Below are 14,170 nucleotides of genomic sequence, written 5' to 3' on the forward strand. Positions count from 1 at the left end.
GGGGCCGGCAAAGACCTGAAACAACCATTCATCCCTCTCGGTTGAAATCCTTCCCCCCTCCCCCCATATGAGTCTGCATCAGGCATTTTCGCCCCGCTGCGTGGAGACTCTCCCTTGACTACCATCGTTTCTGTCCGCCGTAACGGCAAAGTCGTCATGGGCGGCGACGGCCAGGTTTCCCTCGGCAACACCGTGATGAAAGGCAACGCCAAGAAAGTCCGTCGCCTGTACAACGGCCAGGTCATCGCCGGTTTCGCCGGTGCCACCGCCGACGCCTTCACCCTGTTCGAGCGCTTCGAAGCCCAGCTGCAGAAACACTCCGGTCACCTGGTGCGCGCCGCCGTCGAGCTGGCCAAGGAATGGCGTACCGACCGTTCCCTGAGCCGCCTGGAAGCGATGTTGGCAGTAGCCAACAAGGACGCCTCCCTGATCATCACCGGCAACGGCGACGTGGTCGAACCCGAAGACGGCCTGATCGCCATGGGTTCCGGCGGCGGCTACGCCCAGGCCGCGGCTCGCGCCCTGCTGAACAAGACCGACCTGTCGGCCCGGGAAATCACCGAGGCCGCCCTGAACATCGCCGGCGACATCTGCGTGTTCACCAACCACAACCTGACCATCGAGGAGCAGGACCTGGCCGAGTGATCAGTTGTTTTGGCGTCCCGCCCTCGGCGGGACTTTTCCACACTGATGACTGCGCCTTAGGACCCTATTGATCATGTCCATGACCCCCCGCGAAATCGTTCACGAACTGAACCGCCACATCATCGGCCAGGACGACGCCAAGCGCGCCGTCGCCATTGCCCTGCGCAACCGCTGGCGGCGCATGCAGCTGCCTGCCGAGCTGCGTGCCGAAGTCACCCCGAAGAACATCCTGATGATCGGCCCCACCGGCGTGGGCAAGACCGAAATCGCCCGTCGCCTGGCCAAGCTGGCCAACGCACCGTTCATCAAGGTCGAAGCGACCAAGTTCACTGAAGTCGGCTACGTCGGCCGTGACGTCGAGTCGATCATCCGCGACCTGGCCGATGCCGCGCTGAAGATGCTCCGCGAGCAAGAGATCGTGCGTGTGCGCCACCGCGCCGAAGACGCCGCCGAAGACCGCATCCTCGACGCCCTGCTGCCGCAGGCGCGTACCAGCAGCTTCGCCGAAGAGGCCGCGCCGTCGAGCAGCGACTCCAACACCCGCCAGCTGTTCCGCAAGCGCCTGCGTGAAGGCCAGCTGGACGACAAGGAAATCGAGATCGAAGTGGCCGACGCGGTCGGTGTCGAGATCGCCGCGCCGCCCGGCATGGAAGAGATGACCAACCAGCTGCAGAGCCTGTTCGCCAACATGGGCAAGGGCAAGCGCAAGGCGCGCAAGCTGAAGGTCAAGGACGCGCTGAAGATGGTCCGCGACGAAGAAGCCGGCCGCCTGGTCAATGACGAAGAGCTCAAGGCCAAGGCCCTGGAAGCGGTCGAGCAGCACGGCATCGTGTTCATCGACGAAATCGACAAGGTGGCCAAGCGCGGCAACGTCGGCGGCGCCGATGTGTCCCGCGAAGGCGTGCAGCGCGACCTGCTGCCACTGATCGAAGGCTGCACCGTCAACACCAAGCTGGGCATGGTCAAGACCGACCACATCCTGTTCATCGCCTCCGGTGCGTTCCACCTGAGCAAGCCGAGCGACCTGGTGCCCGAGCTGCAGGGTCGCCTGCCGATCCGCGTCGAGCTCAAGGCCCTGACCCCGGAAGACTTCGAGCGCATCCTCAAGGAGCCGCACGCTTCGCTGACCGAGCAGTATGCAGCGCTGTTGAAGACCGAAGGCCTGAACATCGAGTTCGCCGACGAGGGCCTCAAGCGCCTGGCCGAGATCGCCTTCCAGGTCAACGAGAAGACCGAGAACATCGGTGCCCGCCGCCTGCACACCCTGCTCGAGCGCCTGCTCGAAGAGGTGTCGTTCAGTGCCGGTGACCTGGCCAGCGCCCATGACGAGACGCCGATCCACATCGACGCCGCGTATGTGAACAGCCACCTGGGTGAGCTGGCGCAGAACGAAGACCTGTCGCGCTACATCCTGTAAGACCATCGCGGGGCAAGCCCGCTCCCACGCTGGAATGGACTACCCCCAAGGGTTGGTGTCCAACTTCTTGGGGCAGTCCATTCCAGCGTGGGAGCGGGCTTGCCCCGCGATAGGGCCTTGAATCCCTGTCAAAGAACCTCGAAGCTAGCTTCATCAGCTCCCGAGAGATTCAGCCCATGGCCCGCCTGCCCACTGCCATCAACCTGCACAAAGCCTCGAAAACCCTCACCCTCACCTACGCCCCCGGCGAGGTCTACCACCTGCCTGCCGAATTCCTGCGGGTGCATTCCCCTTCCGCCGAGGTCCAGGGCCACGGCAATCCCATCCTGCAATTTGGCAAGATCAACGTAGGCCTCAGCGGCCTGGAGCCTGCCGGCCAATACGCACTGAAACTGACCTTCGACGACGGCCATGACTCAGGGTTGTTCACCTGGGAATACCTCGAGCAACTGTGCCTGCGCCAGGAACAGCTGTGGGCCGAGTATCTGGATGAATTGCACAAGGCCGGCAAATCCCGCGACCCCGCCGAATCGGTCGTCAAGCTGATGCTCTAGCGCGGGGCCTCCAGGTTTTAGAGCGCATTTTCTAATCTCATCTGCTTGAATGCGTGAACGGCGGCCAAAGACTGGCTGTCTTGCGCATTACATGAAAGTCGGGTAACCAATGGAGCTGGCAAGTTCCCTGCATCGCCTTTTCGGCAGGCAGGGCCAGGCCGGTATGTAGAGGTCGCGAGCGAAAGCAGGTTGTCTTCACACGCAGAAACCCCCGCAGCTCATCATCGACACGCATCCGGTCGCAGCACCGCTGTTCCTTATCACTGGTCACCCGAGTAGCAGTACCGGGCTGTCACAGCACACCGGTACTCGTCTCAGGACAACGGAGCGTCGTAGATGAGTAACAAGAACAACGATGAGTTGCAGCGGCAGGCCTCGGAGAACACCCTGGGGCTGAACCCGGTCATCGGCATTCGCCGTAAGGATTTGCTCACGTCGGCGCGTACGGTATTGCGCCAGGCGGTTCGCCAACCCCTGCACAGTGCCAAGCACGTGGCGCATTTCGGCCTGGAACTGAAGAACGTGCTGCTGGGCAAATCCAGCCTGCAGCCCGGTGGCGACGACCGTCGCTTCCAGGATCCGGCCTGGAGCAACAACCCGCTGTACCGTCGCTACCTGCAGACCTACCTGGCGTGGCGCAAGGAGCTCAACGACTGGATCGGCGAAAGCGACCTGTCGCCCCAGGACATCATCCGTGGCCAGTTCGTCATCAACCTGATGACCGAAGCCATGGCGCCGACCAACACCCTCTCCAACCCGGCGGCGGTCAAGCGCTTCTTTGAAACCGGCGGCAAGAGCCTGCTCGACGGGCTGTCCAACCTCGCCAAGGACATGGTCAACAATGGCGGCATGCCCAGCCAGGTGAACATGGAAGCCTTCGAGGTGGGCAAGAACCTGGGCACCAGCGAAGGCGCGGTGGTGTACCGCAACGACGTGCTCGAACTGATCCAGTACAAACCCATCACCGAGCAGGTGCACAGCCGCCCGCTGCTGGTGGTGCCGCCGCAGATCAACAAGTTCTACGTGTTCGACCTGAGCCCGGAAAAGAGCCTGGCGCGCTTCTGCCTGCGCTCGCAGCAGCAGACCTTCATCATCAGCTGGCGCAACCCGACCAAGGCCCAGCGCGAGTGGGGCCTGTCCACCTACATCGACGCCCTCAAGGAAGCGGTCGACGCGGTGCTGGCGATCACCGGCAGCAAGGACCTGAACATGCTCGGCGCCTGCTCCGGGGGCATCACCTGCACCGCGCTGGTGGGCCACTACGCGGCCCTGGGCGAGAAGAAGGTCAACGCCCTGACCCTGCTGGTCAGCGTACTCGACACCACGATCGACACCGATGTGGCGCTGTTCGTCGACGAGCAGACGCTGGAGGCCGCCAAGCGCCACTCCTACCAGTCCGGGGTGCTCGAGGGCAGCGACATGGCCAAGGTGTTCGCCTGGATGCGCCCCAACGACCTGATCTGGAACTACTGGGTCAACAACTACCTGCTGGGCAATTCACCGCCCGTGTTCGACATCCTGTTCTGGAACAACGACACCACGCGCCTGCCGGCCGCCTTCCACGGCGATTTGATCGAAATGTTCAAGAACAACCCGCTGATCCGCGCCAATGCCCTGGAGGTGTGCGGCACCGCCATCGACCTGAAGCAGGTCGACTGCGACATCTTCAGCGTCGCCGGCACCGCCGACCACATCACCCCATGGCAGTCGTGCTACCGCTCGGCGCACCTGTTCGGCGGCAAGATCGAATTCGTGCTGTCCAACAGCGGCCATATCCAGAGCATCCTCAATCCGCCGGGCAACCCCAAGGCGCGCTTCATGACCGGTGAAGACCGCCCGGACGACCCGCTGGCCTGGCAGGAGAACGCGGTCAAGCACGCCGACTCCTGGTGGCTGCACTGGCAGACGTGGCTGGGCGATCGCGCCGGGGAACTGAAGAAGGCGCCGACCCGCCTGGGCAACCGCACCTATGGCGCAGGCGAGGCGGCACCGGGAACCTACGTGCACGAGCGTTGAGCCCAACCGCCGCGATGTGCCGGCAGGCGCATCGCGGCGCTACCTTCACCCCAGAGTCACGCGTATGCCGCAACCCTACATCTTCCGCACCGTCGAGCTGGACGATCAGTCCATCCGCACCGCGGTGCGCCCGGGCAAGCCGCACCTGACGCCGCTGCTGATCTTCAACGGCATCGGCGCCAACCTCGAACTGGTGTTCCCGTTCATCGAGGCGCTGGACCCGGACCTGGAAGTGATCGCCTTCGACGTGCCCGGGGTCGGCGGCTCGTCGACGCCGCGCCACCCGTACCGCTTCCCTGGCCTGGCCAAGTTGACCGCGCGCATGCTCGACTACCTCGACTACGGCCAGGTCAATGCCATCGGTGTGTCCTGGGGCGGGGCGCTTGCCCAGCAGTTCGCCCACGACTACCCCGAGCGCTGCAAGAAGCTGGTGCTGGCCGCCACCGCCGCCGGTGCGGTGATGGTGCCGGGCAAGCCCAAGGTGCTGTGGCTGATGGCCAGCCCCCGGCGCTACATCCAGCCCTCCCACGTGATCCGCATCGCCCCCATGATCTACGGCGGCGCCTTTCGCCGCGACCCCGACCTGGCGCTGCACCACGCCTCGAAGGTGCGCTCCGGCGGCAAAGTGGGCTACTACTGGCAACTGTTCGCCGGGCTTGGCTGGACCAGCATCCACTGGCTGCACAAGATCCAGCAACCCACCCTGGTGCTGGCCGGCGACGACGACCCGCTGATCCCCCTGGTCAACATGCGCCTGCTGGCCTGGCGGATTCCCAATGCCCAGCTACACATAATCGACGATGGCCACCTGTTCCTGATCACCCGGGCCGAGGCCGTCGCCCCGATCATCATGAAATTCCTCCAGCAAGAGCGCCAGCGCGCGGTCATGCACCCCCGGCCCGCCACTGGCGGCTGATGCAGACTCGCTGGCGTCTGTGGGAGCGGCTTTAGCCGCGAAGCAAGCGACACGGTGAATGGCACCGGCTACGCCGGTGTTCGCGGCTAAAGCCGCTCCCACAGGTCTCTTTTGGGTCAGGCAGTGATCCGCAGTACCGCCATACCGGCCCGATTGCTATAACGATGGAGTGTTGGCATGAAAGACAAACCGGCAACAGGGACGACACCAGCCCCGGCCACCAGCATGAACGTGCGCAACGCCATCACTGGCCTGCGCGGCCGCGACCTGCTTTCGACGCTGCGCCATGTCGGCCGCCATGGCCTGCGCCACCCGCTGCACACGGCAAAGCACTTGCTGGAGCTGGGCGGCACCCTGGGCCGGGTGATGCTCGGCGACACCCCGTTCCAGCCGCATGCGCGCGACAGCCGCTTCAGCGACCCGACCTGGAGCCAGAACCCGTTCTACCGGCGTAGCCTGCAGGCCTACCTGGCCTGGCAGAAACAGACCCGCCTGTGGGTCGAGGAAAGCTCGCTGTCCCATGACGACCGCGTGCGCGCGCAGTTCCTGTTCAACCTGATCAACGACGCCATCGCCCCGAGCAACTCGCTGCTCAACCCGCTGGCGGTCAAGGAGCTGCTCAATACCGGCGGCCAGAGCCTGTTAAGGGGCGTGAGCCATCTGCTCGACGACCTGCGCCACAACGACGGGCTGCCACGCCAGGTGGACGAGCGCGCCTTCGAGGTCGGCGGCAACCTCGCCGCCACGCCTGGCGCGGTGGTGTTTCGCAATGAGCTGCTGGAGCTGATCCAGTACAAGCCGATGAGCGAAAAGCAGTACGCCCGGCCAGTGCTGGTGGTACCGCCGCAGATCAACAAGTTCTACATCTTCGACCTCAGCCCGACCAACAGCTTCGTCCAGTACATGCTCAAGAACGGCCTGCAGGTGTTCATGATCAGCTGGCGCAACCCCGACCCGCGCCACCGCGAGTGGGGCCTGTCGAGCTACGTGCAGGCCCTCGAAGAGGCGCTCAACGCATGCCGCAGCATCAGCGGCAGCCGCGACCCGAACCTGATGGGCGCCTGTGCCGGTGGCCTGACCATGGCCGCGCTGCAGGGCCACCTGCAAGCCAAGAACCAACTGCGCAAGGTGCGCAGCGCCACCTACCTGGTGAGCCTGCTCGACAGCCAGTTCGACAGCCCCGCCAGCCTGTTCGCCGACGAACAGACCCTCGAGGCGGCCAAGCGCCGCTCGTATCAGCGCGGCGTGCTCGACGGCGGCGAGGTGGCACGGATCTTCGCCTGGATGCGGCCCAATGACCTGATCTGGAACTACTGGGTCAACAACTACCTGATGGGCAAGACCCCGCCGGCCTTCGACATCCTCTACTGGAACGCCGACAACACCCGCCTGCCGGCCGCCCTGCACGGCGACCTGCTGGACTTCTTCAAGCACAACCCCCTGCCCCACCCCGACGGGCTGGAGGTGTGCGGTACGCCCATCGACCTCAAGCAGGTCGACCTGGACAGCTTCACCGTGGCCGGCAGCAACGACCACATCACCCCGTGGGACGCGGTATACCGCTCGGCGCTGCTGCTGGGTGGTGATCGGCGCTTCGTGCTGTCGCACAGCGGGCATATCCAGAGCATCATCAACCCGCCCGGCAACCCCAAGGCCTACTACCTGGAAAACCCCAAGCTGTCGGGTGACCCGCGCGCCTGGTTCTACGATGCCGAGCGCCGCGACGGCAGCTGGTGGCCGCAGTGGCTGGAGTGGATCGGCCAGCGCTCCGGCACGCTCAAGGCACCGCGCAACGAACTGGGCAACGCCACCTATCCACCGCTGGGCCCCGCGCCAGGCACCTACGTACTGGCACGCTGACTGGATGAAGACCCGCGACCGTATCCTCGAATGCGCCCTGCTGCTGTTCAACCGCCAGGGCGAACCCAACGTCTCGACCCTGGAGATCGCCAACGAACTGGGGATCAGCCCGGGTAACCTGTACTACCACTTCCACGGCAAGGAGCCGCTGGTGATCGGCCTGTTCGAGCGCTTCGAAGAACAGCTGATGCCGCTGCTGGACCCACCGCTGGACGTGCGCCTGGACGCCGAGGACTACTGGCTGTTCCTGCACCTGATCGTCGAGCGCATGGCCCAGTACCGCTTCCTGTTCCAGGACCTGTCCAACCTCACCGGGCGCCTGCCCAAACTGGCGCGCGGCATGCGCAGCCTGATCAACGCGCTCAAGCGCACCCTCGCCGCGCTGCTGGCCAGCCTCAAGAGCCAGGGCCTGGTGACCAGCGAAACGCAAGCCTTGGGGCAATTGGTGGAACAGATCGCCCTGACCCTGATCTGTTCGCTGGATTACCAGCGCGTACTGGGGCGTGAAGGTGATGTGGGGGTGGTGGTGTACCAGGTGATGATGCTGGTGGCGCCGCACTTGCAGGCGCCGGCGCGCACGGCGGCGGAGCGGCTGGCGATGAGGTATCTGGAGGGATGAAATGATCGCGGGGCAAGCCCGCTCCCACGCTGGCCTGAGTAGCCATTGTGGGAGCGGGCTTGCCCCGCGATGAAGGCGACGCGGTATCAGGCCTGGGCGGCTGCGTTCACCGGTGCCGACGGGGTGGCGCTGGCCGGGGCCGCGCTCGGCGCCGGTGCGGCGGTGGCGGCAGGTGCCGCGGCTACCGGCTTGGCTGCAGCAGGCTTGGCCGCTGGCGCTTTCTTGACTGCCGGCTTCTTCGCCGCTGCCGGTTTGGCCGCAGGCTTGGCAGCAGCCGGCTTGGCTGCAGCGGTCTTAACCGCAGGCTTGGCAGCCGGTTTTGCCGCGGCGGTCTTGGCGGCCGGTTTGGCAGCGGCCTTGGCCAGTGGCTTGGCAGCCGTCTTGCTGGCGGCGGCCTTGGACACCGGCGTGACCGAAGCCCCGGTCAGTTTTTCGATCTGCTTGGTCAGCGTGTCGACCTGCTGGTGCAGTGCCTTGATCTCGTTGCGGCTGGGCACGCCCAGGCGCGAGATGGCGCTGTTCAGGCGCTTGTCGAAGGCCTCTTCGAGCTCGCTCCACTTGCCCAGAGCGCGTTCCTTGACGTCCGATACCCGCGAGGTCGTGGCGGACTTGGCCGTGTCGGCCGCCGAGTCGACGCTTTTCTTCGCCTGCTTCTCGGCTTTCTCGCCATCCTTCACCAGCGAATCGAACAGCTTCGGACCATCCTGGTCGATCTTGGAGTAGATACCCAGGCCTGCCAGCCAGATCTTGCGCGAGTATTTCTCGACTCCGCCGATCCAGGAGCTGCCTTCTTTCTCGGTGTTCTTCTTGCCAGCCATCCTGCTCTCCTTATGGTTTGTGCGCGACGCGCTCGAGCAGCTCGTGCAGCTGTTCAAGCTTGATGGACAACGCCTCAACGTCATGTTTAGACGGAATGCCGAGGCGATTCAAGGCGCGGCCGACGCGCTCGTCGAAGGCTTTCTCGATTTTGTCCAGCTGGACCTCGACCTTGCCCCGCACGCGGGTCACTTCCTGGCCGGCTTCGTCGAGCTGGTGGTTGGCCGCGTCGAGTTCTTTATGGATGCGTTTCTTGCCGCGCTTCTCGACGCCTTCACCGGCCTTGACCAGTTCCTTGAAGTAGTCGGAGCCTTCCTGGCCGACACGGGCGTAAGCGCCGATGCCCGCCAGCCAGATCTTGCGCGCGTAGCCGCGCACTTCGCCCAGGGTGCCCTGGGCGTCGTCCTGCTTGATATTCACTTTGGCCATGCTCTGTACCTCATGCTCATTTGGGGAGGGAGGATGGGCCCAGGGTGGTAGGGCTTGAGCGTGAAGGTAGGCAAAAAAATTAGAATCCTCACCCTAAGGTGGGGCGATGGTGGGTGCAGGTATTGTGTGCCGGACTTCGTGGGAGCGGGCTTGCCCCGCGATAGCGCCATCCCAGGCAATCGCCATCGCGGGGCAAGCCCGCTCCCACAAAGCCCACTCCTGCAAACAGCAAGGCCCCTGCGGCATCAGGCCAGCGCTTTGTCCAGCGCCCGCTCGATCTCGCCCTTGATGGTGCCGCCCATCATCGACAGCATCATGCCCAGCTTGAGCTCGACGCGGATGCTGTCGTCGAAGATGTGCACGCTGCCATTGGCACCGCTGCGGGTCACGTCTACCCGGTCACCGTTCCAGCTGGCCTTGAGGTCGTATTCGCGGCTGAGCTTGTCCACCAGCGCTTCGGCCTTGGCGCGGGCGGCTTCGCGGCCGAGGGAGTGTTTGCGTTCGACGCTGATCTGGGTCATGCGGGTGTTCCTGCTGATGTAGACATAATCGCCATTATGCCCGCCACCCCGCCACGGCACACCCCGCGAAGACAAATCCGCCCGATGCCCCTAGAATGGCGGTAATTTTTTTCTGGTGAAGCGAAATGACCGACCAGCGCAAAGGCGACCACGCCGAACCCACCACCCACTTCGGCTACCAGGACGTGCCCGAGAGCCAGAAGGCGAAGAAAGTCGCCGAGGTCTTCCACTCCGTCGCCGCCAAGTACGACCTGATGAACGACGTGCTGTCCGGCGGCATGCACCGCCTGTGGAAGCGCTTCACCATCGAGCTGTCCGGCGTGCGCAGCGGCAACCGGGTGCTGGACATCGCCGGTGGTACCGGCGACCTGGCGGCCAAGTTCTCGCGCCTGGTCGGCCCGACCGGCCAGGTGGTGCTGGCCGACATCAACGATTCGATGCTCAAGGTCGGCCGTGACCGTCTGCTCGACCGTGGCGTGGCCGGCAACATCGAGTTCGTCCAGGCCGACGCCGAGAAGCTGCCGTTCCCGGACAACCACTTCGACTGCGTGACCATCGCCTTCGGCCTGCGCAACGTGACGCACAAGGACGAAGCCATTCGCTCGATGCTGCGCGTGCTCAAGCCCGGTGGCCGGCTGTTGATCCTGGAGTTCTCCAAGCCCACCAACAAGCTGATGTCCAAGGCCTACGACGCTTACTCGTTCGCCTTCATGCCACTGGCCGGCAAGCTGATCACCAACGACTCCGAGAGCTACCGTTACCTCGCCGAGTCGATCCGCATGCACCCCGACCAGGAAACCCTCAAGAGCATGATGGTCGAGGCCGGCTTCGACCGCGTCACCTACCACAACATGACCAGCGGCATCGTCGCCGTGCACCGGGGGATCAAACCCTGATGCTCCTGGCCGGCCTTCTCGCCAGCGTCGAACACGGCCTCAACCGGGTCTTGCGCATGGACAGCACGGCACTGCCGCGGCTGGCCGCGCTGGAAGGCCAGGTCATCGAGATCGACTGCGTGCAGCCGGCCCTCAAGCTGTTCGTGCTGCCCGATGAAGAAGGTCTGATGCTGGCCGCCCACTGGGAGGGCGAGGTCGATTGCACCCTGCGCGCCCCGGCCGGGCGCCTGGCCCAGTTGGCCCTGAGCAAGGACAAGAGCGCCGTGCTGCACAGCCCGCAGGTCGAACTGCACGGTGACAGCGCCGCGCTGCTCGATCTGGTCGCGGTGCTGCAGGACCTGGAACTGGACTGGGAGCACGAGCTGCAACGCTGGCTCGGCCCGGTCCCCACCGCGCTGCTCGCAGGCCACGTGCGCCTGCGCGCGCGCTGGACCAGGCAAGGCCTGGCCCGGTTCAGCCAGAACCTCTCCGAGTACCTGGCCGAAGAGTCCCGCACCCTGGTCGGCAAACGCGAAGCCGAAGCGGCGTTCAGCGAACTCGATGCGCTGAAAGTCGACATCGAACGTCTCGAGGCGCGCCTGCGCCGCCTCGCCCACACTCTTGATACCAGCGATAACGCATGAAGCTGCTCGCCGTCCGCCGTCTGTTGCGCATCCAGCGCGTCGTGATCCGCTACCGCCTCGATGACCTGCTGTTCGAACAGCCCCTGCTGCCCTGGTGGCTGGCCAGCCTGCGCCTGCTGATGCCCTGGCGCTGGCTGCCGCGCAAACCCCTCGAGCTTAGCCGTGGTGCGCGCATGCGCCTGGCGCTGCAGGACCTGGGGCCGATCTTCATCAAGTTCGGCCAGCTGCTGTCCACCCGCCGCGACCTGCTGCCCACCGACATCGCCGACGAGCTGATGCTGCTGCAGGACCGGGTGCCGCCGTTCGACCCGCAGCACGCCGTGGCGCTGATCGAAGAGCAGCTGGGAGCCAAGGTTGGCGAGGTGTTCAGCCGCTTCGACGTCGAGCCGCTGGCCTCCGCTTCGGTGGCCCAGGTGCATGCCGCACGCCTGAAAAGCGGCGAAGAAGTGGTGGTCAAGGTGGTGCGCCCGGGCCTGAAGCCGGTAATCGCCCAGGACCTGGCCTGGCTGTTCCTGATCGCCAAGGCCGCCGAGCGCGCCTCGGCCGATGCCCGCCGCCTGCACCCGGTAGAGATCGTCGGCGACTACGAAAAGACCATCTACGACGAGCTCGACCTGCTGCGCGAGGCGGCCAACGCCAGCCAGCTGCGACGCAACTTCGAAGGCTCGGAGCTGATGTACGTACCCCAGGTGTACTGGGACTTCTGCCGGCCCAAGGTGCTGGTGATGGAGCGCATCTACGGCGTGCCGGTCACCGACATGGCCACCCTGGCCGACCAGCGCACCGACATGAAGCTGCTGGCCGAGCGCGGTGTCGAGGTATTCTTCACCCAGGTGTTCCGCGACAGCTTCTTCCACGCCGACATGCACCCGGGCAACATCTTCGTCAGCACGGTCAAACCGTGGAGCCCGCAGTACATCGCCATCGACTGCGGCATCGTCGGCAGCCTCACCGCCGAGGACCAGGACTACCTGGCGCGCAACCTGATCGCCTTCTTCAAGCGCGACTACCGCCGCGTGGCGCAACTGCACATCGACTCGGGCTGGGTACCGGCGCAGACCAAGGTCAACGAGTTCGAGGCGGCGATCCGCACCGTCTGCGAGCCGATCTTCGAAAAACCGCTCAAGGACATCTCCTTCGGCCAGGTACTGATGCGCCTGTTCCAGACCGCCCGACGCTTCAACATGGAAGTCCAGCCGCAACTGGTGCTGCTGCAGAAGACCCTGCTCAACATCGAAGGCCTGGGCCGCCAGCTGTACCCCGACCTGGACCTGTGGAGCACCGCCAAGCCGTTCCTCGAACGCTGGATGCGCGAGCGCATGAGCCCCAAGGCGGTGTTCGGCAACCTGTACAGCCAGGCCGAGCAACTGCCGCACCTGGCCGACATGACCCGCGACCTGCTCGAACGCCTGTCGCAGCCGCACCTGCACGACCCGCAACTGCCCGAGCGCCGTCGCCAGGGCGACAACTGGGCGCTGCGCCTGCTCGGTGCCGGCCTGCTGACCGGCGGCGCCACGCTCGCCGCCGGCGCCGTGAGCCTGAGCGCCCCGGCGGCGTGGCCGGCCTGGTTGATGCTGGCCGCAGGCTTGTACCTGATCGTGCGCCGATAGCCAGCCGCGCGGCTGGCTGGCACACTAGCGCACAGGGGCCCGGTACGGGAGCGGGCCCGGTTTGGAGTCGACGATGAAAGACTGGCTGGACGAGATCAAGTGGAACAGCGATGGCCTGGTACCGGCCATCGCCCAGGACCACAAGACCGGGCGCGTGCTGATGATGGCCTGGATGAACCGTGAATCCCTCGTGCTGACCGCCGCCGAAAACCGCGCCATCTACTGGTCGCGTTCGCGGGGCAAGCTGTGGCGCAAGGGCGAAGAGTCGGGCCATGTGCAAAAGCTGCATGAAATGCGCCTGGACTGCGACGCCGACGTGATCATCCTGATGGTCGAGCAGTTGGGCCATATCGCCTGTCATACCGGCCGCGAAAGCTGCTTCTACCGCGTCTACGAAGACGGCCAGTGGAAAATCGTCGATCCGGTCCTGAAGGACCCGGACGCCATCTACAGCGCAGGACACTGAACATGAGCGACACGCTGAACCGCCTCGCCGAAGTGCTGGAAGAACGCAAGCACGCCGCCCCCGACAGCAGCTATGTGGCCAGCCTCTATCACAAGGGCCTGAACAAGATCCTCGAGAAACTCGGCGAAGAGTCGATCGAGACCATCATCGCCGCCAAGGATGCCGCCGCCAGCAAGGATTACAGCGATGTAATCTATGAGACAGCCGACCTGTGGTTTCATAGCCTGGTGATGCTCAGTGCGCTGGGCCAGCACCCGCAGGCGGTGCTCGATGAGCTGGAGCGCCGGTTCGGGCTGTCCGGCCACGACGAGAAGGCGGCGCGACAGCCGTCTGCCTGAATGATTGCCGGGGGCGCTTTGCGCCCCTTTCGCGGCGCAAGGCCGCTCCTACAGGAGCCCGCGTCGCCTGAACGATTCGCTATCCCCCTGTAGGAGCGGCCTTGTGTCGCGATGGGCTGCAAAGCAGCCCCCAGGGCCCGAAAGACAGACACACATTTTCAGGAGTTTGAGATGGGCATTTTCGACTGGAAACACTGGATCGTCCTGCTGGTCGTCGTCGTGCTGGTATTCGGCACCAAGAAGCTGAAGAACTTCGGCAGCGACCTGGGCGAATCGATCAAGGGCTTCCGTAAAGCCATGAACGAAGAAGAAACCAAGCCGGCCGAGCAGACCCCGCCACCCGCCCAGCCCGTGCCACCGGTACAGAACACCGCGCAGCAGGCCCAGGGCCACACCATCGAGGGCCAGGCGCAGCCGGTCCAAGAGCCGCAGCGGAAAGACTGA

16 protein-coding genes are annotated in these 14,170 nt (G+C 64.9%); 13 read left to right on the forward strand and 3 right to left on the reverse strand.

The window, feature by feature from the left end; genetic code table 11:
- The first annotated feature begins 114 nt into the window (after positions 1-114).
- The 7 genes from hslV (at position 115) to F6X61_RS14855 (ending at position 8,027) form a co-directional block, all read left to right on the forward strand.
- Positions 115-645, forward strand: a complete 531-nt coding sequence (gene hslV / locus F6X61_RS14825) for an ATP-dependent protease subunit HslV (protein WP_011536056.1) — start codon at positions 115-117, stop codon at positions 643-645.
- Positions 646-718: 73 nt separating this feature from the next.
- The gene (hslU, locus tag F6X61_RS14830; RefSeq protein ID WP_125465840.1) at positions 719-2,062 is read left to right on the forward strand and encodes an ATP-dependent protease ATPase subunit HslU; all 1,344 of its coding nucleotides are present in this window, start codon (positions 719-721) and stop codon (positions 2,060-2,062) included.
- Positions 2,063-2,238: 176 nt separating this feature from the next.
- Positions 2,239-2,616, forward strand: a complete 378-nt coding sequence (locus F6X61_RS14835) for a gamma-butyrobetaine hydroxylase-like domain-containing protein (protein WP_125465841.1) — start codon at positions 2,239-2,241, stop codon at positions 2,614-2,616.
- 336 nt (positions 2,617-2,952) lie between these two features.
- On the forward strand, positions 2,953-4,632 hold the full coding sequence (gene phaC, locus F6X61_RS14840) for a class II poly(R)-hydroxyalkanoic acid synthase (RefSeq protein ID WP_153787253.1): 1,680 nt from the start codon (positions 2,953-2,955) through the stop codon (positions 4,630-4,632).
- 64 nt (positions 4,633-4,696) lie between these two features.
- Entirely contained in the window at positions 4,697-5,548 is an 852-nt protein-coding gene (phaZ, locus tag F6X61_RS14845) for a poly(3-hydroxyalkanoate) depolymerase (protein WP_153787254.1), read from the forward strand.
- A gap of 177 nt (positions 5,549-5,725) precedes the next feature.
- On the forward strand, positions 5,726-7,408 hold the full coding sequence (gene phaC, locus F6X61_RS14850; protein ID WP_153787255.1) for a class II poly(R)-hydroxyalkanoic acid synthase: 1,683 nt from the start codon (positions 5,726-5,728) through the stop codon (positions 7,406-7,408).
- A 4-nt stretch (positions 7,409-7,412) separates the two neighbouring features.
- On the forward strand, positions 7,413-8,027 hold the full coding sequence (locus F6X61_RS14855; protein WP_153787256.1) for a TetR/AcrR family transcriptional regulator: 615 nt from the start codon (positions 7,413-7,415) through the stop codon (positions 8,025-8,027).
- Between the two features lie 86 nt (positions 8,028-8,113).
- On the opposite strand, the gene F6X61_RS14860 is transcribed toward F6X61_RS14855, so the two are convergent.
- The 3 genes from F6X61_RS14860 to F6X61_RS14870 all read right to left on the reverse strand — a co-directional run bounded on the left by F6X61_RS14860 (position 8,114) and on the right by F6X61_RS14870 (position 9,793).
- Positions 8,114-8,845 carry a phasin family protein gene (locus F6X61_RS14860; RefSeq protein WP_153787257.1) on the reverse strand — a complete coding sequence of 244 codons (732 nt, stop codon included), beginning with the start codon at positions 8,843-8,845 and terminating at the stop codon, positions 8,114-8,116.
- Positions 8,846-8,855: 10 nt separating this feature from the next.
- Positions 8,856-9,272, reverse strand: a complete 417-nt coding sequence (locus F6X61_RS14865; protein ID WP_153787258.1) for a phasin family protein — start codon at positions 9,270-9,272, stop codon at positions 8,856-8,858.
- Between the two features lie 245 nt (positions 9,273-9,517).
- Positions 9,518-9,793 carry a polyhydroxyalkanoic acid system family protein gene (locus F6X61_RS14870; protein ID WP_110994133.1) on the reverse strand — a complete coding sequence of 92 codons (276 nt, stop codon included), beginning with the start codon at positions 9,791-9,793 and terminating at the stop codon, positions 9,518-9,520.
- A 125-nt stretch (positions 9,794-9,918) separates the two neighbouring features.
- Here F6X61_RS14870 and ubiE point away from each other — a divergent pair, with 125 nt between their 5' ends.
- The 6 genes from ubiE (at position 9,919) to F6X61_RS14900 (ending at position 14,170) form a co-directional block, all read left to right on the forward strand.
- Complete coding sequence (gene ubiE / locus F6X61_RS14875) at positions 9,919-10,689, forward strand: bifunctional demethylmenaquinone methyltransferase/2-methoxy-6-polyprenyl-1,4-benzoquinol methylase UbiE (RefSeq protein WP_050707258.1); 771 nt, start codon at positions 9,919-9,921, stop codon at positions 10,687-10,689.
- On the forward strand, positions 10,689-11,312 hold the full coding sequence (locus F6X61_RS14880; RefSeq protein WP_110994131.1) for an SCP2 domain-containing protein: 624 nt from the start codon (positions 10,689-10,691) through the stop codon (positions 11,310-11,312). Before ubiE ends, F6X61_RS14880 begins: the two co-directional genes overlap by 1 nt.
- Positions 11,309-12,922 (forward strand): ubiquinone biosynthesis regulatory protein kinase UbiB, encoded by a 1,614-nt coding sequence (gene ubiB / locus F6X61_RS14885; RefSeq protein ID WP_153787259.1) that lies wholly within the window; start codon positions 11,309-11,311, stop codon positions 12,920-12,922. Before F6X61_RS14880 ends, ubiB begins: the two co-directional genes overlap by 4 nt.
- A 73-nt stretch (positions 12,923-12,995) precedes the next feature.
- On the forward strand, positions 12,996-13,388 hold the full coding sequence (gene hisI / locus F6X61_RS14890) for a phosphoribosyl-AMP cyclohydrolase (protein ID WP_153787260.1): 393 nt from the start codon (positions 12,996-12,998) through the stop codon (positions 13,386-13,388).
- A 2-nt stretch (positions 13,389-13,390) separates the two neighbouring features.
- A complete protein-coding gene (locus F6X61_RS14895; protein WP_050707262.1) occupies positions 13,391-13,726 on the forward strand; it encodes a phosphoribosyl-ATP diphosphatase in 336 nt (111 codons plus the stop codon).
- A gap of 171 nt (positions 13,727-13,897) precedes the next feature.
- A complete protein-coding gene (locus tag F6X61_RS14900) occupies positions 13,898-14,170 on the forward strand; it encodes a twin-arginine translocase TatA/TatE family subunit (protein ID WP_028688374.1) in 273 nt (90 codons plus the stop codon).

This window comes from Pseudomonas sp. EMN2 (assembly GCF_009650555.1).
In the GTDB taxonomy this organism is placed as follows: domain Bacteria; phylum Pseudomonadota; class Gammaproteobacteria; order Pseudomonadales; family Pseudomonadaceae; genus Aquipseudomonas; species Aquipseudomonas sichuanensis.

What these genes read in the sequence shown, in the direction of transcription:
- hisI (WP_153787260.1), top strand. Translation starts at nt 12,996, where the DNA reads ATGAAAGACTGGCTGGACGAGATCAAGTGGAACAGCGATGGCCTGGTA.
- ubiE (WP_050707258.1), top strand. Translation starts at nt 9,919, where the DNA reads ATGACCGACCAGCGCAAAGGCGACCACGCCGAACCCACCACCCACTTC.
- F6X61_RS14855 (WP_153787256.1), top strand. Translation starts at nt 7,413, where the DNA reads ATGAAGACCCGCGACCGTATCCTCGAATGCGCCCTGCTGCTGTTCAAC.
- phaC (WP_153787253.1), top strand. Translation starts at nt 2,953, where the DNA reads ATGAGTAACAAGAACAACGATGAGTTGCAGCGGCAGGCCTCGGAGAAC.
- F6X61_RS14895 (WP_050707262.1), top strand. Translation starts at nt 13,391, where the DNA reads ATGAGCGACACGCTGAACCGCCTCGCCGAAGTGCTGGAAGAACGCAAG.
- F6X61_RS14860 (WP_153787257.1), bottom strand. Translation starts at nt 8,845, where the DNA reads ATGGCTGGCAAGAAGAACACCGAGAAAGAAGGCAGCTCCTGGATCGGC.
- phaC (WP_153787255.1), top strand. Translation starts at nt 5,726, where the DNA reads ATGAAAGACAAACCGGCAACAGGGACGACACCAGCCCCGGCCACCAGC.
- phaZ (WP_153787254.1), top strand. Translation starts at nt 4,697, where the DNA reads ATGCCGCAACCCTACATCTTCCGCACCGTCGAGCTGGACGATCAGTCC.
- ubiB (WP_153787259.1), top strand. Translation starts at nt 11,309, where the DNA reads ATGAAGCTGCTCGCCGTCCGCCGTCTGTTGCGCATCCAGCGCGTCGTG.
- F6X61_RS14880 (WP_110994131.1), top strand. Translation starts at nt 10,689, where the DNA reads ATGCTCCTGGCCGGCCTTCTCGCCAGCGTCGAACACGGCCTCAACCGG.
- F6X61_RS14870 (WP_110994133.1), bottom strand. Translation starts at nt 9,793, where the DNA reads ATGACCCAGATCAGCGTCGAACGCAAACACTCCCTCGGCCGCGAAGCC.
- F6X61_RS14865 (WP_153787258.1), bottom strand. Translation starts at nt 9,272, where the DNA reads ATGGCCAAAGTGAATATCAAGCAGGACGACGCCCAGGGCACCCTGGGC.
- F6X61_RS14835 (WP_125465841.1), top strand. Translation starts at nt 2,239, where the DNA reads ATGGCCCGCCTGCCCACTGCCATCAACCTGCACAAAGCCTCGAAAACC.
- F6X61_RS14900 (WP_028688374.1), top strand. Translation starts at nt 13,898, where the DNA reads ATGGGCATTTTCGACTGGAAACACTGGATCGTCCTGCTGGTCGTCGTC.
- hslU (WP_125465840.1), top strand. Translation starts at nt 719, where the DNA reads ATGTCCATGACCCCCCGCGAAATCGTTCACGAACTGAACCGCCACATC.